The organism is Vibrio sp. 1562 (assembly GCF_033340155.1).
GTDB lineage: Bacteria > Pseudomonadota > Gammaproteobacteria > Enterobacterales > Vibrionaceae > Vibrio > Vibrio alginolyticus.
Window position 1 is genome coordinate 1 of sequence record NZ_JAWOVY010000470.1, and the last position, 633, is coordinate 633.

General features: G+C 42.5%; 1 pseudogene. It reads left to right on the plus strand.

Annotation, left to right across the window (positions count from 1 at the left end):
• Positions 1-202: 202 nt before the first annotated feature.
• Positions 203-633: pseudogene (locus tag R7Z49_RS25875) on the plus strand (GGDEF domain-containing protein); the annotation flags it as partial.

The following is a 633-nucleotide window of genomic DNA, read 5'->3' on the forward strand; positions in this document are numbered from 1 at the left end:
AAAATTCCTTTTATGGTTGAAAATTATTCTCTTTGTCTTTTTTGTGGGACGAAATCGTTTCTACATCGAAAGTTGGTGATTTATTATTCACTACAGAATGCATGGGAAAGCATGCGCGGTGTGACCATTGTCATTCACGTGCAAAATAATAATCAAAACTTCCCACCACACTGAAGTAACTACCCATCAGGGAATAATAATAATGTCGCAATTTTATAAGCTCAGAGCGTTGTCGCTTGTGTTTTGGTTCGTGTTTTTGACGACCAAAGTCTACGCGCAAAGCCCTGAGCCAAAAGATAAGTTTCTGCAATCTCTTGAAGGGATTGAGAGCCAAATTTACGCGCTGCCACAAAGTTCACTAGCACAAATCGAATCATTAGAAGAAGACTCTCTACTGCAAAACCAGCCCAAGGATCTGTTGATTCGTTATTGGCTGGCGAAGTCGACTGTTCTTGAGTTGTTAGGGCGCGATAAAGAGAGCTTAGCAGTGGTAGATAAAGGGCTGAGTTTGACACCAGAACAAAGCCAAGAGCACTTGCTGTTCAAGCTGATCCAAATTCGAGCCATGATGGGCAATCGAGATATCGATACCGCGCTCTCGTCGTTGGATGCTTTGCTTGAAACATCACGAGA